Source organism: Pseudomonas sp. DTU_2021_1001937_2_SI_NGA_ILE_001 (assembly GCF_032463525.1).
In the GTDB taxonomy this organism is placed as follows: Bacteria; Pseudomonadota; Gammaproteobacteria; order Pseudomonadales; family Pseudomonadaceae; genus Aquipseudomonas.
In genome coordinates this window covers 1,883,547-1,901,493 of the sequence record NZ_CP135971.1, presented here as the reverse complement: position 1 = coordinate 1,901,493, position 17,947 = coordinate 1,883,547, and the positions used below count along the sequence as shown (strand labels likewise).

At 66.2% G+C, this 17,947-nt stretch carries 16 protein-coding genes; 1 reads left to right on the top strand and 15 read right to left on the bottom strand.

Annotated elements, in window-relative coordinates; genetic code table 11:
* Positions 1-24 precede the first annotated feature (24 nt).
* Positions 25-1,224: a GGDEF domain-containing protein gene (locus RRX38_RS07875; protein ID WP_315962143.1), complete on the top strand. Its 1,200-nt coding sequence runs from the start codon at positions 25-27 to the stop codon at positions 1,222-1,224.
* Positions 1,225-1,802: 578 nt separating this feature from the next.
* On the opposite strand, the gene paaZ is transcribed toward RRX38_RS07875, so the two are convergent.
* From paaZ to paaF, 15 genes are all read right to left on the bottom strand, one after another.
* Positions 1,803-3,857 carry a phenylacetic acid degradation bifunctional protein PaaZ gene (gene paaZ / locus RRX38_RS07870; RefSeq protein WP_315962142.1) on the bottom strand — a complete coding sequence of 685 codons (2,055 nt, stop codon included), beginning with the start codon at positions 3,855-3,857 and terminating at the stop codon, positions 1,803-1,805.
* Between the two features lie 102 nt (positions 3,858-3,959).
* Positions 3,960-5,195 carry an OprD family porin gene (locus RRX38_RS07865; RefSeq protein ID WP_315962141.1) on the bottom strand — a complete coding sequence of 412 codons (1,236 nt, stop codon included), beginning with the start codon at positions 5,193-5,195 and terminating at the stop codon, positions 3,960-3,962.
* A gap of 60 nt (positions 5,196-5,255) precedes the next feature.
* The gene (locus RRX38_RS07860; protein WP_315962140.1) at positions 5,256-6,902 is read right to left on the bottom strand and encodes a cation acetate symporter; all 1,647 of its coding nucleotides are present in this window, start codon (positions 6,900-6,902) and stop codon (positions 5,256-5,258) included.
* Entirely contained in the window at positions 6,899-7,207 is a 309-nt protein-coding gene (locus RRX38_RS07855) for a DUF485 domain-containing protein (protein WP_315962139.1), read from the bottom strand. Before RRX38_RS07855 ends, RRX38_RS07860 begins: the two co-directional genes overlap by 4 nt.
* A gap of 82 nt (positions 7,208-7,289) precedes the next feature.
* Positions 7,290-8,366 carry a 1,2-phenylacetyl-CoA epoxidase subunit PaaE gene (paaE, locus tag RRX38_RS07850; protein WP_315962138.1) on the bottom strand — a complete coding sequence of 359 codons (1,077 nt, stop codon included), beginning with the start codon at positions 8,364-8,366 and terminating at the stop codon, positions 7,290-7,292.
* Between the two features lie 25 nt (positions 8,367-8,391).
* Positions 8,392-8,925, bottom strand: a complete 534-nt coding sequence (gene paaD / locus RRX38_RS07845) for a 1,2-phenylacetyl-CoA epoxidase subunit PaaD (RefSeq protein ID WP_315962137.1) — start codon at positions 8,923-8,925, stop codon at positions 8,392-8,394.
* Positions 8,912-9,682, bottom strand: a complete 771-nt coding sequence (paaC, locus tag RRX38_RS07840) for a 1,2-phenylacetyl-CoA epoxidase subunit PaaC (protein WP_315962136.1) — start codon at positions 9,680-9,682, stop codon at positions 8,912-8,914. Before paaC ends, paaD begins: the two co-directional genes overlap by 14 nt.
* Before the next feature lie 10 nt (positions 9,683-9,692).
* Positions 9,693-9,974, bottom strand: a complete 282-nt coding sequence (gene paaB / locus RRX38_RS07835) for a 1,2-phenylacetyl-CoA epoxidase subunit PaaB (protein ID WP_295476818.1) — start codon at positions 9,972-9,974, stop codon at positions 9,693-9,695.
* A gap of 26 nt (positions 9,975-10,000) precedes the next feature.
* Complete coding sequence (paaA, locus tag RRX38_RS07830; protein WP_295476820.1) at positions 10,001-10,993, bottom strand: 1,2-phenylacetyl-CoA epoxidase subunit PaaA; 993 nt, start codon at positions 10,991-10,993, stop codon at positions 10,001-10,003.
* 768 nt (positions 10,994-11,761) lie between these two features.
* Positions 11,762-13,075 (bottom strand): phenylacetate--CoA ligase PaaK, encoded by a 1,314-nt coding sequence (gene paaK, locus RRX38_RS07825; protein WP_295476822.1) that lies wholly within the window; start codon positions 13,073-13,075, stop codon positions 11,762-11,764.
* A 94-nt stretch (positions 13,076-13,169) separates the two neighbouring features.
* Positions 13,170-14,375, bottom strand: coding sequence for a 3-oxoadipyl-CoA thiolase (gene pcaF, locus RRX38_RS07820; protein ID WP_315962135.1), 1,206 nt, complete (start codon positions 14,373-14,375; stop codon positions 13,170-13,172).
* Positions 14,372-14,815, bottom strand: coding sequence for a hydroxyphenylacetyl-CoA thioesterase PaaI (gene paaI / locus RRX38_RS07815; protein ID WP_295476825.1), 444 nt, complete (start codon positions 14,813-14,815; stop codon positions 14,372-14,374). The genes pcaF and paaI overlap by 4 nt, the downstream gene beginning before the upstream one ends.
* The gene (gene paaH / locus RRX38_RS07810; RefSeq protein WP_315962134.1) at positions 14,805-16,325 is read right to left on the bottom strand and encodes a 3-hydroxyacyl-CoA dehydrogenase PaaH; all 1,521 of its coding nucleotides are present in this window, start codon (positions 16,323-16,325) and stop codon (positions 14,805-14,807) included. The genes paaI and paaH overlap by 11 nt, the downstream gene beginning before the upstream one ends.
* Positions 16,326-16,328: 3 nt before the next feature.
* Complete coding sequence (gene paaG, locus RRX38_RS07805) at positions 16,329-17,120, bottom strand: 2-(1,2-epoxy-1,2-dihydrophenyl)acetyl-CoA isomerase PaaG (protein ID WP_315962133.1); 792 nt, start codon at positions 17,118-17,120, stop codon at positions 16,329-16,331.
* A 27-nt stretch (positions 17,121-17,147) separates the two neighbouring features.
* Complete coding sequence (gene paaF, locus RRX38_RS07800; RefSeq protein WP_315962132.1) at positions 17,148-17,921, bottom strand: 2,3-dehydroadipyl-CoA hydratase PaaF; 774 nt, start codon at positions 17,919-17,921, stop codon at positions 17,148-17,150.
* Positions 17,922-17,947: the final 26 nt, after the last annotated feature.

The window sequence follows — 17,947 nt, the reverse complement described above, 5'->3', positions numbered from 1 at the left end:
TCCTGCCCGAGACACCCGCCCTTCATGCTGCTCAGTGATCCCTTTTCCCTGTTGCTGGTCCTGACGCCCTTCGGGATCACCACCGCCTTGTTGCTGTGCCTGTCCTATGTCGGTCCTGGCCGTTCCTCGAAAGCACTGCACTGGTGGTTGCTGGGCGAGCTGTTCAACACCAGCTACCGCCTCTCGGAAATGCTCCAGCCCGGCCTGTTGGTGCCGCAGTTGCACTGGCTGGAGATTCTCTCCCCGCGTGCCGCGTTACTGGCCAGCACCGGACTGCTGATTGCCAGTATCGGCTGCCACACCGTGGCACTGCTGCATTTCACCGGCGCGGCCGGTAGCCGAGCCAGGCAAGCGCGGCTGCTCCTGGTGCTGCCGCTGCTCTACCTGAGCATCGCGCTGATGCTGCTCGACACCGCCTACATCGTGCCCTGGTTTGCCGGCATCGCGGCCCTGGGCATCGCTCTGCAGATGCGCCCGTGTCTGGGCCTGCTGCGTCGCTATCGCGGGGCCTGGGGTATCTTCGCCACGCAGCTGTTCGCCTTTGGATTCCAGGCCTGGTCGTGCGTCAGCCTGCTGGTCGAACCCCTCGGCCCATTGCCCTTCGATGAGCCAGACATGCCGTCGCGCATGGCGTTGCTGGTGGACTTCATGGTGTCGTTCCTGCTGACCCTGGGCTTCGCCCTGATGCTCCAGGAACACCTGCGCCTGCAGGCCGTGCAGCTGAGTATCACCGACGTGCTGACCGGCGCCCTGAACCGCCGTGGTGCGCAGTCGATCCTCGACCAGCAATGGAAACAGGCGCTGCTGGGGCACTGTCCGATGGCGGTGGCGATGATCGACCTGGACAACTTCAAGCGCATCAATGACCAGTACGGGCATGCGGTGGGGGATAGCGCCCTGCAGGTGTTCGCCGCGACGGTGTTCGCGCTCAAACGTCATTCAGACGTGTTCGTGCGCTGGGGGGGCGAGGAGTTTCTGCTCTTGTTGCCCAACACCGATATCCAGCAGGCCCAGGCGTTCATGCAGCGCTTGCGCGAGGCGCTGAGCAGCCGCCAGCTGGATGCTCGACTGCCTTTGCGCCTGGCGTTCAGCGCCGGCCTGACCCAGACCGGTCGCAGCCCGGCGCCGCAGAGTTTCGATGCCTTGCTGCGCAGCGTCGACCACGCGCTGTACCGCGCCAAGGTGCAGCGCGACTGCGTCGAGTTGGTGGGCGAGGCGGATTGAGGGCGGGCTGGGCTCATAACGCGTCAGGTGCAGCTTGAACTCCCTGCAGATCAGCTACGCATCCTCGGCCTTCGCGAGCAAGCTCGCTCCCACGGTCTGAACTGACCCGTATTGCGGTTAAAACCAATACTGTTCGCTTAAGCGGCATGTGGCCCGGTGGGAGCGGCTTTAGACGCGAAAGCGCCAGGACATTCACCGCATCTGTCGTGAACATGCGGTCGCTTCGCGGCTGAAGCCGCTCCTACCAGTCCTAACTGACCCGTATTGCGGCTAAAACCAATACTGTTCGTTTAAGCGGCATGTGGCCCGGTGGGAGCGGCTTTAGACGCGAAAGCGCCAGGACATTCACTGCATCTGTCGTGAACAGGCGGTCGCTTCGCGGCTGAAGCCGCTCCTATCCGGCCTAACTGACCCGTATTGCGGCTAAAACCAATACTGTTCTCTTAAGCGGCATGTGGCCCGGTGGGAGCGGCTTTAGCCGCGAAAGCGCCAGGAAATTCAGTACATCTGTCGTGAACATGCGGTCGCTTCGCGGCTAAAGCCGCTCCTAGCAGTCCTGTGCCGTGTAACGCAGTTGCTCAGGCCGGGCGTTTGAGTACCAGGGTGAGGATGTCGTAGCTGGCCACCAGCTCGCCGTCCTGATTGGTCACTTCCACGTCCCAGGCCACCACCCCCTGGGGTTCGTCCTTGGCGCTGAGCTTGCCCTGGTCGATCTTGCGCTTGCAGGTCAGCCGCGCCCGGATGGTGTCGCCGATGCCCACCGGGTTGACGAAGCGCAGGGTGTCCAGCCCGTAGTTGGCCAGCACCGGGCCGGGCGCGGGGGAGACGAACAGGCCGGCGGCGGCCGAGAGCACGAAGTAGCCGTGGGCGATGCGCTTGCCGAACTGCGATTCGCGGGCGGCGATTTCGTCGAAGTGCATGTAGAAGTGGTCCCCCGACAGGCAGCCGAAGTTCACCAGGTCGGCCTCGGTGACGGTGCGTCGGTGAGTCAGCAGCGACTCGCCGATCTGCAGGTCTTCGAAGTGGCGGCGGAATGGATGCACCTCGGTTTCCACGCGCTGCGCGCCGCGCACGTATTCGCCAGTCACGGCCATCAGCATGCTCGGCGAGCCCTGTACGGCGCTGCGTTGCAGGTAATGCTTCACCGCGCGCAGTCCGCCCAGCTCTTCGCCACCGCCAGCACGGCCCGGGCCGCCGTGCTTGAGCTGCGGCAATGGTGAGCCGTGGCCGGTGGATTCGGCGGCCGACTCGCGGTCGAGAATGTGCAGGCGACCATGCAGCGCGGCCATCTGCGGCACCACCCGGGCGGCCACTTGCGGGTCGCGGGTGATCAGGCTGGCCACCAGGCTACCCTTGCCGCGGGCGGCGAGGGCCACGGCTTCGTCCAGGTCGTCATAGGCCATCAGGGTGCTGACCGGGCCGAACGCCTCGATGTCATGGGCACCGCCTGCGGCATGCGGGTCGCGGCTGCGCAGCAGGGTCGGGGCGAAGAATGCGCCCTCGGCCACGCCTTCGCCACGCGGGCTGAAGCCATCAGCGGCGCCGAACAGCAGGTCGCTGCTGGCCAGCAGGGCTTGCAGCCGCTCGTTGACGTCGGCCTGCTGGGCGTGGGAGGCCAGGGCGCCCATTTTCACGCCCTCCACCGACGGGTCGCCGGCCACTACTTTGGCCAGGCGTTCGCGGAGCTTCTGCGCCACCGCATCGATATGCCGCGCCGGCACGATGGCGCGGCGGATCGCGGTGCATTTCTGCCCGGCCTTGACGGTCATCTCGCGGGCCACCTCTTTGACGAACAGGTCGAACTCGGGGTCGTCCGGGGTCACTTCCGGGGCGAGGATCGCGCAGTTCAGCGAGTCGGCCTCGGCATTGAAGGGAATCGACTGGCGCACCAGGTTGGCATTCACCTTCAGCCGTGCGGCGGTGTCCGCCGAGCCGGTGAAGGTCACCACGTCCTGACCTTGCAGACGGTCGAGCAGATCGCCGGTGCCGCCGATGATCAACTGCAGGCTGCCGGCCGGCAGCAGGCCGGATTCGTGCATCAGCCGTACCGTGGCTTCGGCCAGGTAACTGGTGGCGGTCGCCGGCTTGACGATGCACGGCATGCCGGCCAGGAAGCTCGGCGCGAACTTTTCCAGCATTCCCCAGATGGGGAAGTTGAAGGCGTTGATATGCACCGCCACGCCCGCGCGCGGCACCAGAATGTGGCTGCCGACGAAGCTGCCCAGTTTGCCCAGCGGCATCGCCGGACCTTCGTGCACCAGGTTGCCCGAAGGCAGTTCGCGACGACCCAGGCTGGCATAGGCGAACAGCGTGCCGGCGCCGCCTTCGATGTCGATCCAGCTGTCGGCGCGGGTGGCGCCGCTGTGGTGCGACAGGCTGTAGAGCAGTTCCTTGCGCTCGAGCAGGTACTTGCCCAGTTCCTTGAGGCGTGCGGCGCGCTGCTGGAAGTCCAGCGCCAGCAGCCCGGCCAGGCCTTGCTGGCGCGCATGCTGCAACGCTTCGGCGAAGTCCGGCGACTCCTCGTGGGTGTGGGCGATGCCCTGGCCGTTGAGGGCGCTGCGCAGGGTCGTTGCCGCGTGCTGGCCGATCCAGCGTTCGCCGATGAAACTTTGCAGGGTAGGGGCGTTGCTCATCAGGGTCTCTCCGTATCTGTAGACAGCCGGTAGGAGCGGCTTCAGCCGCGAAAGGGCGGGGACATGAACATGAGGCCGCTCCTGCCGGGTGATGTGTCGTGGCTACCAAAGCGCCAGGGTGTAGCCCAGGATCAGGCGGTTTTCGTCCAGGTCGGTGGTCAGTCCGTTGCCGGAACGGAAGGTCAGGTTGCGCCAGCGCAGGCTCAGGCCCTTGAGCGGCCCGCTTTGCAGCACATAGGCCAGGTCGGTGTCGCGTTCCCATTCCTCGCCGCGGCTGCCGCTGGCGGTGGCTGCGTTGCGGCCATCGACATAGCGGGTCATGAAGCTCAGCCCCGGAATGCCCAGGCCGGCGAAGTCATAGTCGTAGCGCAGCTGCCAGGCATCCTCGTCGGCGCGGGTGAAGGTGTTGTAGGTCACCAGGTTCACCGAATAGGGGTCGCCGCCGTTGAGGAATGGGAAGGCGCTGTCGCCGGACATCCGCTGAAAGCCCAGGCCGAACTTATGGCTGCCCTGGGTGAGGGTGAACATGCCGTTGAGGTTGCGGTTGTCGATGCGCCCGGCGCGTTGCTGGCCGTCGTTGCCACTGTCGAAGTAGCGCAGGTCGCTGCGCAGGCTGCGCCCTTCGCCCAAGGGCAGGGTATGCACCAGGCCGACGAAGTGCTGGCGGTAGATGTTGTCCAGCTTGCCGTAGTAGTAGCTGGCGGTCAGTTGCGGGGTGATGGCGTAGCTGCCACCGGCGAAGTCGAAGGCATCGCTGCGGGCGGCGCCATAGCCGATGTCGTCGCGGCTCGATGAGTCGCGCAGGTTGGCCTTGGTCAGGCGCCCGGCGTTGAAGGTCAGGCCGTCGATTTCTTTGGAACTCAGCTGACCGCCCTGAAAGGTCGAGGACAGCAGCCGCGTGTCGTTGTAGGTCACCACCGGCAGGGTCGGTTGCAGGGTGCCGACTTTCAGCACGCTCTTGGACACGCGCAGCTTGGCGGCCACGCCCAGTTCGCTGTACTCGTCCACCGGTTCGCCGGTGGCGGGATCGAAGGCCAGCAGGCCGGTGTTGCGCCGCGCGGCGCTGGAGTCCAGGCGGATGCCCAGTTCGCCGATGGCGTCCAGGCCCAGACCCACCGGACCTTCGCTAAAGCCCGACTCGAAGCGCGCGGTGAAGCCTTGCGCCCATTCTTCGGCCTTGGCCTGGGGCGCATTGCTCTGGCGAAAATCGCGGTTCAGGTAGAAGTTGCGCATTTCCAGGCTGGCCTTGCTGTCTTCGACGAAGGCGGCACCGGCGTTAGCCGCGGCGCCCAGGCCGAAGGCGGCCAGCAGGGATGAAGCGATACGGACGTTATGCATTGTTATTGTCTCGTTCGTCTGAATCGGTAGAAGCGGCTTGAACCGCGAAAAGGCGCACGCTCAGTGTCGGCTGGCCGTCGCCGCGCCGATGCCGGTCATCGAGCGGATGAACTGCGCCAGGTAACGGCCGCGTTCCTGCGCCGCGCGCTCGGAGCGGTCGGTGACCGAGAACAGCCAGGCGCCGGCGAAGGCGAAGGTCATGGAGAACAGCGCCGGGTTGGCGTAAGGGAACAGCGCGCTGTTGTGGCCCAGTACCTTGACCCACACCACCGGGCTGAGCACCAGCAGCACCACCGCCGAGGCAAGGCCTGCCAGGCTGCCGGCCACGGCGCCGCGGGTGGTCAGGCCCTTCCAGAACATCGAAAGGAACAGCACCGGGAAATTCACCGAGGCGGCGATGGCCAGTACCAGCCCGGAGAGGAACGCGATGTTCTGCGATTCGAACAGCACCCCGAGCACCACCGCCAGCGCGCCGATCACCAGGGTCGCCAGGCGCGACATGCGCATTTCCTCGCGCTCGCTGGCCTTGCCCTTGCGGATCACGCAGGCGTACAGGTCGTGGGCCACTGCCGAGGCACCGGACAGCGCCAGGCCGGCCACCACGGCGAGGATGGTGGCAAAGGCCACGGCACAGATGAAACCGAGGAACAGGCTGCCGCCCACCGCCTGGGCCAGGTGCACCGCGACCATGTTGCCGCCGCCGATGATCGCGCCGTTGGCGTCACGGAAACTGGCGTCGGTGCCGACCATGACGATGGCGCCGAAGCCGATGGCGATCAGCAGCAGGAAGAAGTAGCTGATGAAACCGGTGGCATAGAGCACGCTCTTGCGCGCCTCGCGGGCGTCCTTGACGGTGAAGAAACGCATCAGGATGTGCGGCAGGCCGGCGGTGCCGAACATCATGCCCACCGCCAGCGACAGGGTGTCGATGGGGTTGGCCAGCATGCCACCGGGGGCCATGATCGACGCGCCTTTGGCATGCACGGCGGCGGCGCCGGCGAACATCGCTTCGGTGCTGAAGTTGAAGTGGCGCAGCACCATGAAGGCCATGAAGCTGGCACCGGAGAGCAGCATCACCGCCTTGATGATCTGCACCCAGGTGGTGGCCAACATGCCGCCGAAGGTCACGTAGCAGACCATCAGCACCCCGACCAGCAGCACCGCCTGCAGGTAGCTGATGCCGAACAGCAGCTCGACCAGCTTGCCGGCACCGACCATCTGCGCCATCAGGTACATCAGCGCCACGATCAGCGTACCCAGTGCGGCGGTGATGCGGATGGGCGTCTGCTCCAGGCGGTACGACACCACGTCGGCGAAGGTGTACTTGCCCAGGTTGCGCAGGCGCTCGGCGATCAGGAACAGGATGATCGGCCAGGCCGCCACCACGCCCAGGGAATACAGCAGGGCATCGTAGCCGGCCATGAAGATCATCGCCGTGATGCCCAGGAAGGACGCGGCGCTGATCATGTCGCCGGCAATTGCCAGGCCGTTCTGCAGCCCGGTGATGCCGCCGCCGGCGGTGTAGAAGTCACTGGCCGAGCGGGTGCGCAGGGCCGCCCAGCGGGTCACGCCGAGGGTGAACAGCACGAACACCAGGAACATGCCGATGGCGTGCCAGTTCAACGGCCGTACCGGCGCTTCGGCGGCCAGGGCAGTGCCGCTGGCCAGCAGGCCACCGGCGAGGGCGATCAGGTGCGCGGCGATCATGGTCGCACCGCCTGCGCCAGCTTCTGGTTGAGCGGGTCGAGGACCTGATTGGTCTGGCGCACGTAGAAGGCGGTGAGCAGGAACGACATGATGATCACCGCCACGGCAACGGGAATGCCCAGCGTGGTGACCCCGCCGCTGAGCGAGCGGCCCAGTACCTGCGGGGCGAAGGCCATCAGCAGCACGAAGCCGTAGTAGATCCCCAGCATGCCGAGGGTCAGGGTCCAGGTCAGGCGCTGCTTGCGCTGCACCAGATGGATGAAGTCGGGGTGGGCCTGCAATTGCTCGATGTCGTGGGGTGTCATGACGCGGCTCTCTGTTGTTGTGATTGTCGAGACGGGGGATGCGTTGGGGGGCGATCTTCAGGGCTCTGCACACCGACCTGCATCAAAGCTGATCGAAGTCCAGCACCACCTTGTCGCTCAGCGGATAGGCCTGGCACGACAGCACGTAGCCGGCGGCCACTTCGTAGTCTTCCAGGGCGAAGTTGCTGTCCATCTCCACCTCGCCGGCCAGCACCTTGCACTTGCAGGTCGAGCACACCCCGGCCTTGCAGGAGTAGGGCAGCTCGGCGCCCTGGGCGTTGCCGGCGTCCAGCACGCTCTGGGTATTGCGTGGCAGCTCGAACGACAGCTCGCGGCCATCGCTGATTACGGTGATCTGGCTCACTGCGCTGTCGACCTGGGCGGCGGCCTGGCGCGCTTCGCGACGCGCCTCGCTGCCGGCGGCGGCGAACAGCTCGAAGTGGATGCGCTCGGTCGGCATGCCGTTGGCCTTGAGCTGCTCGCGTACGGTCTCGGTCATGGCCTGGGGGCCACAGATGAACGCCGCGTCCAGCGCCTTGACGTCGATCCAGCGGCTGAACAGCTGGCCGCACTTGTCGGCGTCGATGCGCCCGTTGTACAGGTCGACGTCCTGTTGCTCGCGGCTGAACACGAACACCAGGTTGAGGCGCTGCAGGTAGCGGTTCTTCAGGTCTTCCAGCTGTTCACGGAACAGCGCCGCGTTGCTGGAGCGGTTGCCGTAGATCAGCGTGACCTGGCTGTGCGGTTCGCTCTGCAGGGTGGTCTTGATGATCGACAGGATCGGCGTGATGCCGCTGCCGGCCGCCACCGCCAGGTAACGGCCGTGGCGCGCGGGGTCCAGGGGGACGTGGAAATGGCCCGAAGGGGGCATCACTTCGAGGCGGTGGCCGACCTGCAGGGTTTCGTTGGCGTAGGCCGAGAACACCCCGCCGGCCACGCGCTTGATCGCCACGCGCAGCTCGCCGTCCTGGGTGCCGGTGCAGATCGAGTAGGAGCGGCGCACTTCCTCGCCGCCAATGTGGGTACGCATTACCAGGTGTTGGCCCTGGGTGAAGCGGAACTGTTCGGCCAGCTCGCTCGGGATGTCGAAGGCGATGGACACCGCGTCGCGGGTTTCCGGGCGCACGTCCTTGATGGTCAGGCTGTGGAATTGGCTCATTGTCGTTCTCCGGCGCGGGTGCCGCTCAGATGCACTTGAAATAATCGAAGGGTTCCAGGCAGTCCCGGCAGCGATACAGGGCCTTGCAGGCGGTGGAGCCGAACTCGCTGAGGCGTTCGGTGTGGGCGCTGCCGCACTGCGGGCAGCACACCTGCGGTGCTTCACCGAGCAGGCTGCGCTTGCTGTGGCTGCCTTCGGGTGGCGCGATGCCGTACTCGCGCAGGCGCTGGCGACCTGCGGCGCTGATCCAGTCGGTGGTCCACGCCGGGTTCAGCCGCCGTTCCAGTTGCGGTGCGGCGAAGCCGGCCTGTTCCAGGGCCTGGGCGATGTCTTGCTCGATCACCTCGGTGGCCGGGCAGCCGGAGTAGGTCGGGGTGACCACCACGTGCAAGTGGCCGGCCTGCCAGTCGAGGTCGCGGACGATGCCCAGGTCGACCACGCTGACCACCGGCACTTCCGGGTCCATGACCTCAGCCAGCACGCACCAGGCCCTGGCCAGGTCGTCGGGCTGCTGGGCGCGGGCGCCGCGGTCGCCGAGGATCAGCTCACCAGGTCGCATCGGGATAGGCTCTTTGCAGGAACTGCATTTCTGCCAGCAGCAGGCCCAGGTGTTCGGTGTGCAGGCCCTGGCGGCCGCTGAGGTAGAAGTGGCTGGCGGCGTCCGGCAGGGGCAGGGTGGCGCGGGCGAACTGCTCGCTGACCCGGCTCTGCCAGGCGCTGGCCACATCTTGCGGGTCTGGCGCGAGGCCGGCCTGGAACAGGCGCAGCTCGACATCGTCGGCGCTGGTGAATTCCACGGTAAAGCGCCACAGCTGGGTCACGGCCTTGAGCATCCGCGCATGGCTTTCTTCGGTGCCATCGCCCAGACGCTCGATCCATTCGCCCGACCGACGCAGGTGATAGGTGACTTCCTTGACCGCCTTGGCGGCGATGCCGGCGATGCGCTCGTCGCGGGACTGGCTCAGGCCCTGCAGCACCGGTAAGTGCCAGGCGTCGTAGAGGAACTGCTTGGTCATGGTCACCGCGTAGTCGCCGTTGGGTTGTTCCACCAGCAGCAGGTTGCGGTAGGCACGCTCGTCGCGGCGGAACGCCAGGTGGTCGGCATCGCGACCGTCGTCGAGCAGTTCGGCGGCATATTCCAGCCAGTTTCGCGACTGGCCGACCAGGTCCAGGCCGACGTTCATCAGTGCCAGTTCCTCTTCGATGGCCGGCGCGCCGCCGCACCATTCGCACAGGCGCTGACCCTGCACCAGGGCGGTGTCGCCCAGGCGCAGCAGGTACTGGATCAGGTCTTCTCGTTGCGTAGGGTAGGTCATGGCCGGCTCCTCACATGTGGCCGACTTCAGGCGGCAGTTCGTAGAAGCTGGCATGCCGGTAGATCTTGTCGTCGGCCGGGTCGAACAGCGGGTCCTTTTCGTCCGGTGACGAGGCGGTGATCTGCGCCGAAGGCACCACCCACAGGCTCACGCCTTCGTTGCGCCGGGTGTACAGCTCGCGGGCGTTCTCGATGGCCATGGCCGGGTCGGCGGCATGCACGCTGCCCACGTGCTTGTGGTTGAGGCCGTGCTTGCTGCGCACGAAGACTTCGAAAAGGGTCCATTCGGACATGGTGGTTCTCCCGATCAGGCAGGGGCTCAGGCGACGTCGCGCCGGGCTTGTTGTTTTTTCGCGTAGGCCACGGCGGCTTCGCGCACCCAGGCGCCGTCGTCGATGGCCTGGCGGCGTTTGGCGACGCGCTCCTGGTTGCACGGGCCGTTGCCCTTGAGCACTTCGTAGAATTCCTGCCACTGAATCTCGCCAAAGTCGTAATGACCGCGTTCGGCGTTCCACTTCAGGTCCGGGTCCGGGGCGGTGCAACCCAGCAGTTCGAGCTGCGGCACGGTCTGGTCGACGAAGCGCTGGCGCAGCTCGTCGTTGCTCTGGCGCTTGATCTTCCAGGCCATGGACTGGGCGCTGTTGGGCGAGTCGGCGTCGCTGGGGCCGAACATCATCAGCGATGGCCACCACAGGCGGTTGATGGCGTCCTGGACCATGTCCTTCTGCGCCTGGGTGCCTTCTTTCATCATGGTCAGCAGCAGCTGGTAGCCCTGGCGCTGGTGGAAGCTCTCTTCCTTGCAGATGCGGATCATCGCCCGCGAGTAGGGGCCGTAGGAGGTGCGCTGCAGCACCACCTGGTTGACGATGGCTGCGCCATCCACCAGCCAGCCCACCGCGCCCATGTCGGCCCAGGTCAGGGTCGGGTAGTTGAAGATGCTCGAATACTTGGCCTTGCCGTTGTGCAGCTTGGCGATCTCCTCGTCGCGGTCGGCGCCGAGGGTTTCCATTGCGCTGTACAGGTACAGGCCATGGCCGGCTTCGTCCTGGATCTTGGCCATCAGTTGCAGCTTGCGCTTGAGGGTAGGCGCACGGGTAACCCAGTTGCCTTCAGGCAGCATGCCGACGATCTCGGAGTGCGCATGCTGGGAAATCTGCCGGATCAGGGTCTGGCGATAGGCCTCGGGCATCCAGTTCTTGGGCTCGATCTTGATTTCGGCGTCGATCTTCTCCTGGAAGGCGCGCTCCTCGGCGGACATCTCTTCCAGTGCCTTGAGCCGCTTGACGCCGGTCTCGACCAGTTGTGCGTACATGCTGTGCCTCCAGCTTGGTTCGTGAGGTTGGCGTGTGCCATGGCCATAGTTGTAAGCGATGCAAAAACAAATATCAAACAAAAAATGATGAATCGTAATTTGTTTGTGTATCGCTTTTCATGGCTCTTTCGGGCGAGCAGGTGCCAGGATTTATGGCTATGAATCCTGATGTTTGCGAGGGAGGTCGTCTTGCTTGGGTGTATTGCTGCTTTTTGATTGGTTTTATGATTGGTTTGTGTATCGCTTTTTTGTGGGCGCGAGAACGCGCACCCGGCAGGCGGCTTCAGCCCCGAAAGGCATCCCGGATAAAGCCAATACGGGTCAGTCAGGCCGTGGGAGCGAGCTTGCTCGCGAATAGCAGGCTATCTGGAGCGGGTACACCCGTCGCTGCATCAGTGCCCTTGAGTCACCTTTCCGCCTTTACGGCGGGTTACTTTTGGTTTCCAGGTGCCCTGCGCGCCAAAAGTAACCGAAAGGCGTTGCTCCTGGCTTGGGTCTGCCCTGCGGGCAGACTTCCCTCCTTCCGGCGCCATTCCAGGGGGCCGGCGCAATGGGCCGTCCCTGGCCCAGTGCGCCTAAGCCGGCATCCCTGCCGGCTTACCCCCTTCCATGACACCTCCACTCGGCCTGCACCGAAGTCGCGTTCGGCGGCGTCTGCAAGTTCTGTGCTTTAAAAGCAAAAGCGACGCCAGATCAGCTTGCTCTGGTCTAAAAGATCAGTATTGGGATAAAGCCGTTCCTGCCGTTTGCGCATGGGCGGGGGAGGGCTCAGCCCTTGGGGCGTTTGTCGAACACGTGGCAGGCCTTGCCCTCGGAGCGCTTGATGGTGTGGAAGGGCTGGATCAGCACCCGGGCGCTGATGCCGATGTGGGTCTTGATCTGCCGACTCAATTCATCGGCCACGCGCTTCTGCTGTTCGGCGTCCAGGTGCTGCTGCTCATGCTTGAGTTCTACATGCACATCGACGCTGTCCAGGTTGCCGTTGCGGTGCAGGTGCAACTCGTAGACCTCGGCCAGTGGCTTGATCTTGAGAATCTGCTCTTCGATCTGCGTGGGGAACAGGTTGACGCCCCGCACGATCAGCATGTCGTCGCTGCGCCCGGTGATCTTGTCGATACGCCGCATCGGCCGTGCCGTGCCGGGCAACAGGCGGGTCAGGTCGCGGGTGCGGTAGCGGATCATCGGCAGCGCTTCCTTGGACAGCGAGGTGAACACCAGCTCGCCCATCTCGCCGTCGGGCAGCACCTGTCCGGTCACCGGGTCGATGATCTCCGGGTAGAAGTGGTCTTCCCACACGGTGGGGCCGTCCTTGGTTTCTGCGCATTCCATGGCCACGCCTGGTCCCATGATTTCCGACAGGCCGTAGATGTCCAGGGCGGTGATGCCCAGGCGCTCTTCGATGGCGCGGCGCAGTTCGGCGGTCCAGGGCTCGGCACCGAAGATGCCCAGGCGCAGTTTCAGCGTGTGCGGGTCGACGCCCTGGCGCTCGATCTCGTCGGCCAGGTTGAGCATGTACGACGGTGTGACCATGATGATGTCGGGCTGGAAGTCGCGAATCAGCTGGACCTGTTTCTCGGTCTGCCCACCCGACATCGGGATCACCGTGCAGCCCAGGCGCTCGGCGCCGTAGTGTGCGCCCAGGCCGCCGGTGAACAGCCCGTAGCCGTAGGAAATGTGCACCTTGTCGCCGCGCCGCCCGCCTGCCGCTCGGATCGAGCGGGCGACCACGTTGGCCCAGGTGTCGATGTCGTTCTGCGTGTAGCCGACCACCGTGGGCTTGCCGGTGGTGCCGCTGGAAGCATGCAGGCGCACCACCTCGCTCTGCGGCACGGCGAACATGCCATAGGGATAGTTGTCACGCAGGTCGTTCTTGCCGGTGAAGGGGAAGCGCGCCAGGTCTTCCAGCTGCTTGAGGTCGTCCGGGTGCAAGCCCTGCTGGTCGAAGCGCTGGCGATACAGCGGCACGTTGTCGTAGGCATGCTTGAGGCTCCAGCGCAGGCGGTCGAGCTGGTGCTGGCGCAACTGGTCGACGCTGGCGGTTTCCATGGGGTCGAGCAAGGCGGTATTGGCGATCATGTTCATGGTTCACTCGATTGTTTTTGTACGGGCCGGTAGCGCCCTGAGTGGTCTGGCGCAGGTTAGCCCGCGCCGCCGTGTCCGATCTTTTCTATGCGTGTCAGAGTCTTTCGATGACCAGCGCGATGCCCTGGCCGACGCCGATGCACATGGTGCACAGCGCATAGCGGCCCTGGCGCTGTTCCAGCTCGTACAGGGCCGTGGTGACCAGGCGCGCGCCGCTCATGCCCAACGGATGACCCAGGGCGATGGCGCCGCCGTTGGGGTTGGCCCGCGGGTCGTCGTCGGCCAGGCCCAGCTCGCGCAACACCGCCAGGCCCTGGGCGGCGAAGGCTTCGTTGAGTTCGATGACGTCCATCTCGGCCAGCGACAGGCCGGCCAGGTCCAGCACCTTGCGTGTCGCGGGCACCGGGCCGATGCCCATGATGCGTGGCTCGACCCCGGCGCTGGCCATGGCCAGGACCCTGCCGCGCGCCTTCAGGCCATGGCGCTGGGCGGCGGCAGGGCTGGCCAGCAGCAGGGCGCAGGCACCGTCGTTGACCCCTGAGGCGTTGCCGGCGGTGACGCTGCCGCCGTCGCGGAACGGCGTACCCAGTTTGCTCAACTGCTCCAGGCTGGTGTCGGCGCGTGGGTGCTCGTCGTGCTCGACCACCTTGGCGGGGCCTTTGCGCTGGGCAATTTCCACCGGGGTGATTTCCCGTGCCAGGCGACCGCTGGCCTGGGCCGCTGCGGCCTTGTGCTGGCTGCGCATGGCGAAGGCGTCCTGGTCGGCGCGGGAAATGCTGAACTGCGCGGCGACGTTTTCCGCCGTCTCCGGCATGGAGTCGATGCCGTACTGTGCTTGCATCAAACGGTTGACGAAGCGCCAGCCGATGGTGGTGTCGAAGAGTTCCGCCGTGCGGCCGAAGGCCTGCTCGGACTTGCCCATCACGAACGGCGCGCGGGACATGGACTCCACGCCACCGGCCAGCAGCAGTCCGGCCTCGCCCGCGCGAATCGCCCGCGCGGCACTGCCCACGGCGTCCAGCCCGGACCCGCACAGGCGGTTGAGGGTGACGCCTGGCACGTTTACCGGCAGGCCGGCGAGCAGGGCGGCCATGCGCGCCACGTTGCGGTTGTCTTCGCCGGCCTGGTTGGCGCAGCCGTAGAACACATCCTCCACCTGGCTCCAGTCCAGCTCGGGATGGCGCTGCATGAGGGCGCGGATCGGTACGGCGCCCAGGTCGTCAGCGCGCACGCTGGCCAGGGCCCCGGCGTAGCGCCCGATGGGCGTGCGGATGGCGTCGATGATCAGGGCGTCAGTCATTGCAGGTTCTCCAGGTCGAGCAGGGTGCCGCGCACTTTGTAGGATTTGCCATGGAACAGGGCGATCAGCTCGCCACGCTGGTTTTCGATGCGCACGTCGTAGTTGCCGGTACGACCGCTGCGGCTCTGCTCGACGGCCCTGGCGACAAGCCGGTCGTCCAGCTGCGCAGGGGCGACGTAGTCGATGCTGCAGCCGATGGCCACGGTCACTGCGTTGTAGGTGTTGCAGGCGAAGGCGAAGGCCGAGTCGGCCAGGGCGAACAGGTGCCCGCCATGGCAGGTGCCAACGCCCTGCAGCATGTCGGCGCGCACGTGCATGCCGACACTGGCGCGGCCGGGACCGACCTCCAGCAGTTGCATGCCCATGGCCTGGCTGGCGGCATCGCGTTCGTAGAGGGTGCTGGCACAGGCTTCGGCCAGCTGCTGGGCATCAAGCGGCATGCAGGGTGCTCCCTTGTTCGGTGCGTCGCCGCAGCAGCAGCGAGGGGCGGTAGCGGGTTTCGCCGTAGGCGGCCTGCAGGTTTTCCAGGGTTCCGAGAACCTGCGCCGGGCCGATGGCGTCGGCCCAGGCCAGCGGGCCGCGTGGGTAGTTGACGCCGGCGCACATGGCCAGGTCGATGTCGGCGGCGCTGGCCACGCCGTGCAGCAGCGCGTCGGCGCCTTCGTTGGCGAGCATCGCCACGGTGCGCAGCACCACCAGCGCCGGGGTGTCCTCGATCAGGCTGACCTTCAGGCCGGCGCGCTGTAACAGGCCGATCGCCTGTTGCAACGCCGCTTCCGAGGTGCGGGCTGCGCGGCTGATGGCCAGGCGCTCGGCCTTGGCATAATCCAGGGCCAGGTCGAACAGCACCAGACCGCTGATGCCGTCCTGGCGGGCGCGCTGGCTGGCCAGGCGGCCATCGCTGAGCGCCAGTACCGCGTCACCGACGCGGATCAGCCCGGTTCCGGCACGCCGGGTTACCACCACCCCGGCCTGATGCAGGCGTTCGACCAGCGGCTCGGCGATACCCAGCTCGCCTTCCACCACACAGCCTTCGATGGATGGTGCGGCAGGTGCCTGGCTCGCGGTCGGGCGCAGTGCTCCATCGCTGTAGTCATAGAAGCCGCGGCCGCTCTTGCGGCCCAGGTGCCCGGCGTCCACCAGTTCCTTCTGGATCAGCGACGGCTGGAAACGCATGTCGCCGTAATAGGCCTCGAACACCGAGCAGGTCACCGCGTAATTGACGTCATGGCCGATCAGGTCGGTGAGTTCGAACGCACCCATGCGAAAGCCGCCGGCTTCGCGCAGCAGGGCGTCGAGGGTGGCGCAATCCGCCGCGCCTTCCTGCAGCAGGCGCAGGCTCTCGGCATAGAACGGTCGCGCCACGCGGTTGACGATGAAGCCCGGCGTAGAGCGCGTATGCACTGGCTGCTTGCCCCAGGCCCGGGCGGTGGCATACAGGGCGTCGGCCAGTGCCGGGGCGGTGGCCAGACCCGACACCACCTCGACCAGCGCCATCAGCGGCGCCGGGTTGAAGAAGTGCAGGCCGATGACGCGCTCGGGGTGTTGCAGGCCGGCGGCCAGGCTGGTGATCGACAGGGACGAGGTGTTGCTGGCCAGGATGCAGCTGGCGGTGCAGACGCTCTCCAGCTCGCGCAGCAGGCCCCGCTTGACCTCCAGGTTCTCGACGATGGCTTCGATCACCAGGCCGGCGTCAGCCAGCCCGGCGAGACTGTCGGCTGCGTGCAGGCGTGCGCGGATGGCGCTGTGTTCGCTGGCCGCCAGCCGGCCCTTTTCGACCAGCCGACCCAGCTGTCGGTCGATGCCGACGATGGCCTGGGCGGCCGCGCCGTCACGGGTGTCGAACAGGAGAACCGAGTGGCCGGCCTGAGCGGCGACCTGGGCGATGCCGGCGCCCATGGCGCCCGCGCCGATGACCGCCACCTGCGTGTTTTTATCCAGGGCTGCCATGGCTCAGTGTCCCTTGAAGGTGGGGGTGCGTTTGTTCATGAAGGCCGAGACGCCCTCGCGGTAGTCGTCGCTGCGCCCGGCCAGGCGCTGCAGGTCACGCTCCAGCTCCAGTTGTTCGTCGAAACTGTTGTGGGCGCTGGCATTGAAGGCGCGTTTGATCAGCGCCAGGCCGTAGGTGGGCTGGGTGGCGAGGTGGCGGGCCAGTTTCAGGGCTTCATCGCGCAGATCGGCGTCGTCCACCACCCGGTAGATCAAGCCCCATTGCTCGGCCTGTTCGGCACTGAGCCGCTCACCGAGCAGGGCCAGGGCCTTGGCCCGCGCCATGCCGACCAGGCGCGGCAGGCTCCAGGTACCGCCAGAATCCGGCACCAGACCGATCTTGCAGAACGCCTGGATGAAACTGGCCGAGCGCGCTGCCAGCACCAGGTCGCAGGCCAGCGGGATATTCGCCCCGGCACCGGCAGCCACGCCATTGACCGCGCAGATCACTGGCATTGGCAGGTCACGCAGGGTACGGATCAGCGGGTTGTAGAACTGCTCGATGGACTCGCCCAGGTCGGGCATCTGCGCGCCGGGTGCGACGTTGCGGTCGGAGAGGTCCTGGCCGGCGCAGAAGCCGCGGCCTTCGCCGGTAATCAGCAGCACCCGCGCCGCGCCGTCCTGGCGCACGCGCTTGAGGGCCTCGCGTACTTCCAGGTGCATGGCGGTGTTGAAACTGTTCAGTTGCTCGGGACGGTTGAGGCTGAGGAAGGCCACGCCGTCCTCAATGGCAAACAGGATGTGCTGGAAGTCCATGATGGCGCTCTCGATGAATGGCTTGGATCACCGGCCCTTGAAGGTCGGCGTGCGTTTGTCCTGGAAGGCGCGGATGCCCTCGTCGCGGTCGGCGGTGCCGGCCAGCAGGGTGAAGGCATGGCGCTCGAAGCGCAGGCCACTGGCCAGGTCGGTGTCCTGGGCCTTGAGTAGCGCTTCCTTGGCCAGGCGCACGGCCAGCGGGGCCTTTTCGGCGATGAGCCTGGCGATGGCCACGGCGCGCTCGACGGTCAGTTCCGGCTGGGTGACTTCGCTGACCAGCCCGGCGCGCAGGGCATGACGTGCGTCAATGGGTTGCCCGGTGAGCACCATCTGCATGGCCAGGGACTTGCCCACGGCGCGCAACAGACGTTGGGTGCCACCGGCGCCGGGCATGATCCCCAGGTTGATTTCCGGCTGGCCGAAGCGTGCATCTTCCCCGGCAACGAGGATGTCGGCATGCATGGCCAGTTCGCAGCCGCCGCCCAGGCAGAAGCCGTTGACGGCTGCCACCAGCGGCTTGGCAAAGGCGCTGATGCGCTGCCAGCAGGCCACCCTCGGGTCGTCGAGGATGCCCACCAGGTCACGTTCGGCCATTTCATTGATGTCGGCACCGGCGGCGAAGGCTTTGCGGCTGCCGGTGATGACCACGGCGCGCACCGCGTGGTCGGCTGCGGCCAGGTCCAGCTGGTCGGCCAGTTCGGCGAGCAGTTCGGTGTTCAGCGCATTGAGTGCCTGCGGGCGCTGCAGGGTGATGAGCCGTACGCCAGTGGCGGCTGTGGTTACGGCTAGGGTGTGAGGCATCGTCAGGTCCTCGGATGGCACGCGCG

Bases quoted from the DNA above. Each gene is read 5' to 3' on its own strand.
- RRX38_RS07875 (WP_315962143.1), top strand. From the start codon at position 25: ATGCTGCTCAGTGATCCCTTTTCCCTGTTGCTGGTCCTGACGCCCTTC.
- paaZ (WP_315962142.1), bottom strand. From the start codon at position 3,857: ATGAGCAACGCCCCTACCCTGCAAAGTTTCATCGGCGAACGCTGGATC.
- RRX38_RS07865 (WP_315962141.1), bottom strand. From the start codon at position 5,195: ATGCATAACGTCCGTATCGCTTCATCCCTGCTGGCCGCCTTCGGCCTG.
- RRX38_RS07860 (WP_315962140.1), bottom strand. From the start codon at position 6,902: ATGATCGCCGCGCACCTGATCGCCCTCGCCGGTGGCCTGCTGGCCAGC.
- RRX38_RS07855 (WP_315962139.1), bottom strand. From the start codon at position 7,207: ATGACACCCCACGACATCGAGCAATTGCAGGCCCACCCCGACTTCATC.
- paaE (WP_315962138.1), bottom strand. From the start codon at position 8,366: ATGAGCCAATTCCACAGCCTGACCATCAAGGACGTGCGCCCGGAAACC.
- paaD (WP_315962137.1), bottom strand. From the start codon at position 8,925: ATGCGACCTGGTGAGCTGATCCTCGGCGACCGCGGCGCCCGCGCCCAG.
- paaC (WP_315962136.1), bottom strand. From the start codon at position 9,682: ATGACCTACCCTACGCAACGAGAAGACCTGATCCAGTACCTGCTGCGC.
- paaB (WP_295476818.1), bottom strand. From the start codon at position 9,974: ATGTCCGAATGGACCCTTTTCGAAGTCTTCGTGCGCAGCAAGCACGGC.
- paaA (WP_295476820.1), bottom strand. From the start codon at position 10,993: ATGTACGCACAACTGGTCGAGACCGGCGTCAAGCGGCTCAAGGCACTG.
- paaK (WP_295476822.1), bottom strand. From the start codon at position 13,075: ATGAACATGATCGCCAATACCGCCTTGCTCGACCCCATGGAAACCGCC.
- pcaF (WP_315962135.1), bottom strand. From the start codon at position 14,375: ATGACTGACGCCCTGATCATCGACGCCATCCGCACGCCCATCGGGCGC.
- paaI (WP_295476825.1), bottom strand. From the start codon at position 14,815: ATGCCGCTTGATGCCCAGCAGCTGGCCGAAGCCTGTGCCAGCACCCTC.
- paaH (WP_315962134.1), bottom strand. From the start codon at position 16,325: ATGGCAGCCCTGGATAAAAACACGCAGGTGGCGGTCATCGGCGCGGGC.
- paaG (WP_315962133.1), bottom strand. From the start codon at position 17,120: ATGGACTTCCAGCACATCCTGTTTGCCATTGAGGACGGCGTGGCCTTC.
- paaF (WP_315962132.1), bottom strand. From the start codon at position 17,921: ATGCCTCACACCCTAGCCGTAACCACAGCCGCCACTGGCGTACGGCTC.